This window comes from Mesorhizobium sp. M7A.F.Ca.CA.004.12.1.1 (assembly GCF_003997835.1).
Classification (GTDB): Bacteria; Pseudomonadota; Alphaproteobacteria; order Rhizobiales; family Rhizobiaceae; genus Mesorhizobium.
Genome location: NZ_RZRK01000197.1, coordinates 1 through 8,746, shown reverse-complemented (window position 1 = coordinate 8,746; position 8,746 = coordinate 1). Strand labels below are relative to the sequence as shown.

Annotated in this window: 11 protein-coding genes; 8 read left to right on the top strand and 3 right to left on the bottom strand. The window is 63.9% G+C overall.

Going from position 1 to position 8,746, the window contains the following annotated elements:
- The coding region (locus tag EN984_RS12925) for a DUF922 domain-containing protein (RefSeq protein WP_127383772.1) at window positions 1–287 on the bottom strand (287 nt) is incomplete at its 3' end.
- A gap of 118 nt (window positions 288–405) precedes the next feature.
- Between EN984_RS12925 and EN984_RS12920 the strand changes: the two genes are divergently transcribed.
- On the top strand, window positions 406–900 hold the full coding sequence (locus EN984_RS12920) for a hypothetical protein (protein ID WP_236382752.1): 495 nt from the start codon (window positions 406–408) through the stop codon (window positions 898–900).
- A gap of 51 nt (window positions 901–951) precedes the next feature.
- On the opposite strand, the gene EN984_RS12915 is transcribed toward EN984_RS12920, so the two are convergent.
- Entirely contained in the window at window positions 952–2,376 is a 1,425-nt protein-coding gene (locus EN984_RS12915) for a PLP-dependent aminotransferase family protein (protein WP_127272052.1), read from the bottom strand.
- A 35-nt stretch (window positions 2,377–2,411) separates the two neighbouring features.
- Here EN984_RS12915 and EN984_RS12910 point away from each other — a divergent pair, with 35 nt between their 5' ends.
- The 3 genes from EN984_RS12910 to EN984_RS12895 all read left to right on the top strand — a co-directional run bounded on the left by EN984_RS12910 (window position 2,412) and on the right by EN984_RS12895 (window position 5,251).
- On the top strand, window positions 2,412–3,164 hold the full coding sequence (locus EN984_RS12910; RefSeq protein WP_164748791.1) for a pyridoxamine 5'-phosphate oxidase family protein: 753 nt from the start codon (window positions 2,412–2,414) through the stop codon (window positions 3,162–3,164).
- 258 nt (window positions 3,165–3,422) lie between these two features.
- Window positions 3,423–3,875 carry a GNAT family N-acetyltransferase gene (locus EN984_RS12900; RefSeq protein WP_127272036.1) on the top strand — a complete coding sequence of 151 codons (453 nt, stop codon included), beginning with the start codon at window positions 3,423–3,425 and terminating at the stop codon, window positions 3,873–3,875.
- Window positions 3,876–4,051: 176 nt separating this feature from the next.
- Window positions 4,052–5,251, top strand: a complete 1,200-nt coding sequence (locus EN984_RS12895; protein WP_206517426.1) for a PLP-dependent aminotransferase family protein — start codon at window positions 4,052–4,054, stop codon at window positions 5,249–5,251.
- Here EN984_RS12895 and EN984_RS12890 read toward each other — a convergent pair.
- Entirely contained in the window at window positions 5,228–5,530 is a 303-nt protein-coding gene (locus EN984_RS12890) for a hypothetical protein (protein ID WP_236382754.1), read from the bottom strand. The two genes, EN984_RS12895 and EN984_RS12890, sit on opposite strands and share 24 nt — an antisense overlap.
- 321 nt (window positions 5,531–5,851) lie before the next feature.
- Here EN984_RS12890 and EN984_RS12885 point away from each other — a divergent pair, with 321 nt between their 5' ends.
- The 4 genes from EN984_RS12885 to EN984_RS12870 all read left to right on the top strand — a co-directional run.
- Window positions 5,852–6,280, top strand: a complete 429-nt coding sequence (locus EN984_RS12885) for a VOC family protein (RefSeq protein WP_127268756.1) — start codon at window positions 5,852–5,854, stop codon at window positions 6,278–6,280.
- Between the two features lie 187 nt (window positions 6,281–6,467).
- Window positions 6,468–6,983, top strand: a complete 516-nt coding sequence (locus tag EN984_RS12880; protein ID WP_127268757.1) for a hypothetical protein — start codon at window positions 6,468–6,470, stop codon at window positions 6,981–6,983.
- Between the two features lie 100 nt (window positions 6,984–7,083).
- Complete coding sequence (locus tag EN984_RS12875) at window positions 7,084–7,701, top strand: C39 family peptidase (RefSeq protein WP_127268758.1); 618 nt, start codon at window positions 7,084–7,086, stop codon at window positions 7,699–7,701.
- A 26-nt stretch (window positions 7,702–7,727) separates the two neighbouring features.
- On the top strand, window positions 7,728–8,746 hold a 1,019-nt coding region (locus EN984_RS12870), incomplete at its 3' end, for a D-alanine--D-alanine ligase family protein (RefSeq protein ID WP_164765457.1).

Genomic DNA, 8,746 nt, shown 5'->3' with positions numbered 1-8,746 from the left:
GTGTAGGTGACGATCAGCTTCGGCCGCCCGGCCGTCAGCACGCAGTCCTTGCCCTTGGGCTTGTAGTCCCTTAACCCCCAGGTCAGCTTGAAATTGGTGTAGGCGATGGCGCGGGCAATGCCGAGCTTTGGCCCTTTCTCGCCGATCGAGCGGTAGAGTTCGGCGCCGGACCGGCCCGAGATCGCGTAGGGCTCGATTTTCTCGACCGGCTTCCACTCGGCACGAGCGGTGAGCGGCGAGGCAAGCAGGGCGGCAAAGGACAGACACAGGCGAACGCAGGCTCTCAATCCAACTCTCCACGAAACAGGACCGGCTGCCGCAACGGGCAATGCCATCGGATCGCTTTTTCCTATATGCTGCCGACGGGCGCTGCAAATGCCCTGGAGGCAGTCAATTGGGGGAGTCATGAGAGTTGCACATCTCATCGTCGCTGGTGCCTTGGCCGTCGTGCAGGCCGCGCAGCCGGCGTTTGCCGCGTCGTGCGGTGGCTGGAGCGCCAAGATGGAGGAAGACGAGGGCGGCAGCGTGCTGACGGCTTCGGTCTGCGGCGGGCCGAAAGGCGATGCGCATATGATGCTCACCTGTTTCGACACGCCGGTGCTGAGCTACGATCTCGGTGCCGCCGGCCAGCTGCTGGAACCTGGCATCAGCGGTTCGTTCGCGTTCAAGGCCGACGGCAAGACGGTAACGAAGACACTGCAGCTGGAGGCCATGTACAACTACTTCGTGGTCAATCTGGCGAAAGCCGATCCGCTGTTCGACCTGCTGCGCGGGAAGGGCGATGTGTCGGTCAGTTCAGCCAAATATGGCGAGATCAGCTTTCCGCTGAAGGGCTCCAGCGCGGCCATCGGCAAGGTGCTGGCGCAGTGCGGCAAGGCCGGGCCAGCGAATGGGAATTGACGGGGCTCTACAGTTCGATGCCGGCGCACCAATGAGGCGGTTCTCGTTGGCTCACCGGGCTTGCTGCCGAACCACCCCACCCAGTCGCACCGTCGCGGCCATCAACTCCTCGTCCGAAAACCCCGAAAAACCCAGCACCAGACCTTGCCGGGGCGCCCCGCCGATGAACATTGAGGACAAGGCCCTGGCGCCGACACCCGCCGCCTTCGCCGCCTCGACGATCGCGGTGTCCGGCCCGGCGTCCTTCAGCGTCGCCATCAAATGCAACCCCTGTTCGGGCACGGTTACTTCGAGGGCATCGCCGCAATGCGCCTCGAGGCCGGCGACCAGGACGTCGCGCGCGGCCTGGACGCGGCGGCGCACGCGCCGGAGATGCGCGGCGAAATGGCCTTCGTTCAACAGGTCGGTCAGCGCGCCTTCGGCCAGCGTCGAGGGGAAGCGGTCGGAGCGCGCCCTGACCGCCATCACGGCATCGAGCAGCGCTTCGGGCACCACGACATAGCCGATGCGCAGGCCGGGGAAGAGGATTTTCGAGAAGGTGCCGAGATAGGCGACACGGTCTGAACCGTCCATGCCCTGCAGCGAGGTCAGCGGCGGGCCGGCATAGCGGAACTCGCTGTCGTAGTCGTCCTCGATGATCCAGGCATCGTTGCGCCGAGCCCAGTCGAGCAAAGCGAGACGGCGGCGCATCGTCATCGTCACGCCGAGCGGATATTGATGCGAGGGCGTGACATAGGCCGCGCGCGCCTTGGAGCACAGGCTTTCGCCGATCTCGGGATCGAGCCCTTCCGCGTCGACCGGTACCCCAAAAACCCTGGCGCCGCTGCCGGCCAGCACGGCCTGCGCCATGGGATAGCAGGGGTTTTCGATCCAGACGGCATCGCCGGGGCTGAGCGCGGCGCGCACCAGAAGATCCAGCCCCTGCTGCGTGCCCGAAGTCAGCACGATCTGGCCGGCATCGCAGCGCACGCCGCGTGCGGTCCTGAGATAGGTGGCAATTGCCGTGCGCAGCGGCAGGCCGCCGCGCGGATCGCCATAGCGGAAATGCTCCGGCCCGGGGCGAGCGAGGTGGCGCGACAGAAGGATGCGAAACAAATTAAGCGTGCGCGGATCGGACACCGCCACGCCAAGGCCGCAAGGCAGCGAGGTGGCGGCATCGATCTCGGGTGGCCGTGGCTTGACCAGTGTTGTCGGCAGATGCGGCACGTCAGGCGCGACGAAGGTTCCGGCACCGATCCTGGCGACGGCGAAGCCTTCCGAGACCAGCATTTCAAAACAGGCAACCGCCGCCGAACGCGATAGGCCGAAGCGCTGTGCGAGATCCCGGGTGGTCGGCAATTTGGCCCCGGCGGCCAGCGCGCCGGTCTCGATCAGCCGCCTGAGCGCCGCATAAAGCTCGCGGCTGCGCGGGCCGTCGCCCGGGAGGACCGGGATCAGCGCCGACCAATCCGGCAAATTGGTCTGTTTTTTCTTCATCGGATTGGTTCTTTTATCAACCAATGTCATGGCGCATGGTTGGCAGACAACAACCAAGGATGCAAGCCGTGAACGACACGCCAGCCAGCTTTCCGACCACCAGCCGCAACCGCGTCAAGCGCCTGCACGAGCGCGGCAGCTACGACCATGCGGCAGTCTTCGCGGTGCTGGATGCCGGGCTGCTGTGCCATGTCGCCTATACGTTCGACGGCCAGCCCTATTGCACGCCGACCATCCACTGGCGCGAGGACGACATGCTCTACTGGCACGGCTCGTCGGCCAGCCGCATGCTGCGCAATCTGCGCGGCGGCACGCCGGCGTGTCTGACGGTGTCGCATCTCGACGGGCTGGTGCTGGCGCGCTCGGGCTTCAACCATTCCGCCAATTACCGCTCGGCAATGTGTTTCGGTACAGCGCGGATCATCGACGAACCTGATGAGAAACTGAAGGCGCTGGCCGGAGTCGTCGACCGCTTCTATCCCGGCCGGAGCGAGACCTTGCGGCCGATCTCGGTGCAGGAGGCCAAGGCGACGACGGTGATCGGCATGCGCATCGAGGAGGCATCGGCCAAAGTGCGCGCCAAGGGCGTCGGCGACGACGAGGAGGATTACGGGCATCCGGTGTGGGCCGGCGTCATCCCGGTGCGGATGGTGGTCGGCGCCGCCGAGCCGTGTCCGAGGCTGCTGCCTGACATGGAGCGGCCGCAGAATCTGGCTGGATATGCCGAGGGCGAAAGGCTGGATCGGGCGCTGACGCAGGCGCAACTGACGTATGAGGGCGAGCTGTAGCCAGCAAAGTTAGCGCTGCCCCTCATTGTCCTGCCGGACATTTCTCCCCGTATAGTGACGGGGAGAAAGGGGCCGGCCGCCACGTTGGCGCTTTTTCTGCGACGCTGGCGATTTGGCGAAATCATCTGACACAGCGTCCTTCTCCCCGTCACTATACGGGGAGAAGATGCCGGCAGGCAGATGAGGGGCGGCACCAGCGCCCGGTGGAGAGCATATTCAAATCTTGCGGCCACCAGTGCCTCGCGATATCTCGACACCATGATCACCTTCCGCCGTGCGCAGGCCTCCGACCTGCCTGACATCATCGCCATGCTGGCCGACGATCCGCTTGGCGCCGGCCGCGAGGACGCTTCCATGCCGCTGGCCCAAGGCTATGTCGATGCTTTCAACGCCATCGACGCCGATCCCAATCAGCTGCTGGCGGTGACTGTCGACGGGGCCGAAGTGATCGGTACCTTGCAGATTTCTTTCCTTGCCGGGCTCTCGCGCAAAGGCGCCTGGCGCGGCCAGATCGAGGCGGTTCGGGTTGCCGGCCACAGGCGCTCGGACGGCATCGGCAGGCAGATGATCGTATGGGCGATCGACGCGTGCCGGGCGCGGGGCTGCAGCCTCGTCCAACTGACCACCGACAAGGGGCGGGCGGACGCGCACCGTTTCTACGAAAGCCTCGGCTTCACCGGCAGCCATCTCGGCTACAAGAAGAGCCTTTAGGCGGACGGAAACCGCTGCACATTTTTTGTGGAACTGCTCGCGGCGTTCGAGCAGTGCGCCCGCGCTGGCGCATTCGGGAAATCGTTCAGGCACACTTCAATTCGCGGCCAAGAGGGGATATAGGTCAGCCAAGTTGACCTATATTGCAGCGTTTGGGGAGGCGTGTCGTGACCCTTATGAATCTGTTGGCTTCGCGCTCGTCGCGCATGAAAGCGTCCGAAATCCGCGAGCTCCTGAAGCTGCTCGACCAGCCGGACATCATCTCGTTCGCCGGCGGTATTCCCGATCCGGCGTTGTTCCCGGCCGAGGCGATCCGTGACGCCTATGCTTCGGTGCTGGGCGGCGCCGAGGCGGGTGCGGCGCTGCAGTACCAGGTCTCGGAAGGCTACCTGCCGTTGCGGCGCTGGCTCGCCGGGCAGATGGGCAAGCTCGGCGTCGCCTGTGACGAGGCCAATATCTTCATCACTTCCGGCTCCCAGCAGGCGCTGGACTATCTCGGCAAACTGTTCCTGTCGCCGGGCGATACCGCGCTGGTGACGTGGCCGACTTATCTCGGCGCGCTGCAGGCTTTCAACGCCTATGAGCCTCGCTACGACCGGCTGACCCCGGCCGGCGGCAACATGACGCCCGATGCCTATCGCGCGGCAGCGGCAGCCAATGGCGGCAAGGCCAAATTCGCCTATCTGGTGCCGGATTTCGCCAACCCGACCGGCCACACGCTGAACCGTGAGCAGCGCGAGGCGGTGCTCGGCCTTGCCGGCGAACTCGACATCGCCGTCATCGAGGATGCCGCCTATCGCGCGCTGCGCTATGACGGCGACGGCGTGCCGCCGATCCTGGCGCTCGACTGCATCAGGTCCGGCGGCATCGACAAGGCGCGCACGCTCTATTGCGGCTCGTTCTCGAAGATACTGTCGCCGGGCATGCGCATCGGCTGGGTTTGCGCCCCGCGCCACATCGTCGAGAAACTGGTGCTGATGAAGCAGGCCTCGGACCTGCACAGCCCGTCGATCAACCAGGTGGTGATGCATCGTGTCGCCGAAGCCGTCTTCGACGGCCAGGTGGAAAAACTTATCGGCGCCTATCGCGAGCGCCGCGACGGGCTGCTCTCGGCACTGGAATCCAATATGCCGGAAGGCGTGACCTGGAGCCGCCCGGAAGGCGGCATGTTCGTCTGGGTAACGTTGCCGGAAGGGGCCGACGCCACCGAGCTTCTGGCGCGGTCGGTGAAAGAAGCGCGGGTGGCCTTCGTGCCGGGCGGCGCCTTTTATGCCGACGGCACCGGGCGCAACACGCTGCGGCTGTCCTTCACGCTCGCCGACCGGCGCGCGGTGAGCGAAGGCATTCCAAGGCTAGCCGCCATCCTGAAGGGATAGGCCGGCGCCGGAGGCCGGCTTTTCCTCCGCCATCACAGTCACCATCCGCTCAAGCTTTGAAAGCTTGGTGCGAGCGAGCTTGCGGACCGGCTTTTCGAAACCTTCTTCGCCGCTTTCGACGACGAAGACCAACGTCATGAAATCGAGCATGAACTCATCTATGGCTGCCGAGACCTCGCGCGACCTGCCCTTGAACCGGCGCAGCAGAGCGGTTGCTTCCTCGATATCCTCGACACCGGCGCTGTCGACCAGCGCTTCGAGCCTCTGAAAACTATCCAATAGCAATTCCTCCCACCGGGGCACCCAACCCGGTTGTGAGCGGAAAGTTCCAAACTGTGAGTGCTCTCGCGAAGAAATCGCCTCCACCGCTTCCGCGGTTTCGACGGGCCATCGGCAATTTTTTGTTCGGGTGGAACCTCCGCGGCCAACAAAGGTTCTTACCAGGTCTGATCCCCCTCAGACCCCTGAAGGCTAGACATGCTTTCCAAAGGCCCGCCGGATCCCCTCCCGGCGGGCTTTTTGTTTGCGGGATAGAACAAGTATCCGCATTGACGACGCCCTGTCCGAACCTAAATTCGAACCTCACGAGGAGGCATCTTTATGGAAACCCAGGAATTGCATCGCGGCCGGCTCATCGACCACATCCAACTGGTGGTCAGGGATCTCGCGCCCAGCCGGCGTTTCTACGAGGCGGTCCTGCAGGCGATCGATGTTCCGATCGGTGGGAGCGGCGACGATTTTTTCTGGGCCGACGAGCTGTTTGTCTCCACTGCCGACAGCCGGGCCGCACAGGGAAAACTCACCGGTCGCCATCACCTGGCTTTCCAGGCAAGGGACCACGCCATGGTCGACGCCTTCTACAAGGCCGGACTGGCGGCTGGCGGCACGGACAATGGCGCGCCGGGCGAACGGCCCTATCATCCCGGCTATTACGCCGCCTTCCTGCTCGATCCCGACGGCAACAACATCGAGGCCGTCCATCATGGTCCGCATAGTCGCAGCGCAGCTTCGGTGAAGATCACCTTCTAAGCTGCCGATATTCAGCCGGCCGGGATCGCGGGCGCATGGGCGATGCCGGAGAGAAGCTGCCTTGCGTTGCCAGATTGATGGCCACGATGCTAACCGTGCAAATGGCGGGCGGGAATCGGCATCGAAGCAACGTGCGCTGCAAAATCCTCAATAGAACTCCCCTTACCCCCTTGGAGATACATTTTTTATGCAAAACCCAACAAGGGCGATCTGTGCCGCCACGCTTTTATTTGCGATCGGGGCCGTGGATCTCACAAGTATATCACCTTTTGCTTATGTTTCATCGGCGCAGGCGCAGGAGGAATATCTTCCGACCCAGAAGGATTTTGTCGGCAAATGGAAACTGAACGGCGGAGCCATCCGGCCGCCGCGCGATATGAAGGATGCGCCGACACCGGAACAGGAAGCGGCCGCCAATGAATTCCAGCAGACGGTGACCGCGTTTTACGGCGCGTTTGACTATCTGGAGATCACGGCGGACGGCCGCTACAATTTTCATCAGCCGGGTGATCCGACGGCGGGGCCTTGCGTCTGGTGCGGAACCTGGTCCTTCAGCAACAGTTCGGCGTGGCTCAAGCTGGAGACCGCGCCCAGGCTGGATATCTACGCCAAGGACGGCGACATGCAGATGACCTACACTGTCGAACCCGACGAAAAATCGAAATATGCTTGGCTGGTTTTCGGTTGGACGAAGGCCGAGTAGGCGGCGGCGCACGGCTCCCCACACCTAAACGGGCCTAAGCGGCTTTTCATCCATCTCGTATCCTCGTATACGAGATGGAGCCAGCCGCCGAGGAGCCCGTATGAGTCCACTGCCTGAAACCGTGCCGTTTTTCAGCCAGTGGGAGACGCCCGACCTGACGCTGGACGTGCTCGCCGACGGCGCGGATGTTGCCCTCAGGCGCGATCCGCTGTGGCGGGGATCGGGCGCGGAAACACTCGATGAATATGCGGTCTGGGCGGCCAATATCTGCGGCATGGCGTGCCTGAAGATGATCCTGGCAAGCCGCGGCGAGATCGTGCCGACGATCGAGCTTGCCAGGCGCTGCACCTTATATGGCGGCTATGTCGTCAACGGGGGATCGATCAAGGGGCTGATCTACGCGCCCTTCGTCAGCTTCGTGAAAGAGGTTTTTGGACTCCGGGCCGAGGTGGTGACCAATGTCGCGACGGCCGAGATTCCGGCGATCATGCAGCGGACGCGCTTCTTCATCGCGTCGGTCAGCAGTTCGATCCGCTGGCCCGAGCGCGAGCCGCCCTCGAAGGGCGGTCATCTGGTGCTGGTCACGGCGGCATCCAATCAGGGTTTCCGCTTCCACAACCCGTCCGGCCATGACCCCGCCACACAGGCAGACGCAGTGTTGGCGCCGGCCGATTTCGACCGCTTCTTCGCCAATCGCGGCATTGCCGTCGCCATTTGATTTTTTTTGACAGTCGAGGGATTTCGATGACCGGTAAGACAAGAGTGGCCATCCTCTATGGCGGGCGTTCGGCCGAGCATGACGTGTCGCGCCTGTCGGCCGCCAATGTGCTGAAGGCGATCGACCGGACGCGCTACGACATCGTGCCGATCGCCATTACCAAAAGCGGCAGATGGCTGCTGCAACAACTTGATGACGCGGCAGGGGCGCCGGCATCCGAAGATGGTGCCGAGGTCGCGCTGCTGCCCGGCGGCAAGGGCCGGCTGGTCGCCGTCTCGCGGGATGGTACGCAGCCTGACCTGCCCCCCATCGACGTCGTGTTCCCGGTGCTGCACGGGCCGTTCGGCGAGGACGGCTCGGTGCAGGGCTATGCCGAGGTCGCCGATGTAGCCTATGTCGGCTGCGGCATCCTCGCGTCGGCCGCGGCCATGGACAAGGATGTCGCCAAGCGGCTGATGCGCGAGGCGGGATTGGCGGTTGCCCGCTCCGTCACCGTGCATCGAAACGGCAAGCATTCCTTCCAGGAGATTGCCGGGATGCTCGGCCTGCCGTTCTTCGCCAAGCCGGCGCGCCAGGGCTCGTCCTTCGGGGTCAGCAAGGTGAATGACAGGGATGGCTTCGAGCAGGCCATCGACACGGCTTTCCGCTACGACGGCAAAGTGTTGATCGAGGAATTCGTCGAGGGGCGCGAGATCGAGTTCTCGGTGCTGGAGCGCGCCGACGGGTCGCTGACGGTGTCGCTGCCCGGCGAGATCATTCCGGCCGGCAAGCACGGCTTCTACACCTATGAGGCCAAATATCTCGATGCCGACGGCGCGCTGGTCAAGGTGCCCGCTGATGTCCCGGCCACTGTGGCCGACAAAGCGAGGGAGATGGCGCGTCAGGCTTTTCAGGCGCTCGGCTGCGAAGCCATGGCGCGCGTCGATTTCTTCCTGCGCGCCGATGGCAGCCTGCTCGTCAACGAGGTCAACACCATTCCCGGCTTCACCGACATCTCGATGTATGCCAAGGCGCTGGCGGCGTCAGGCATCGGCTACAGCCAGAC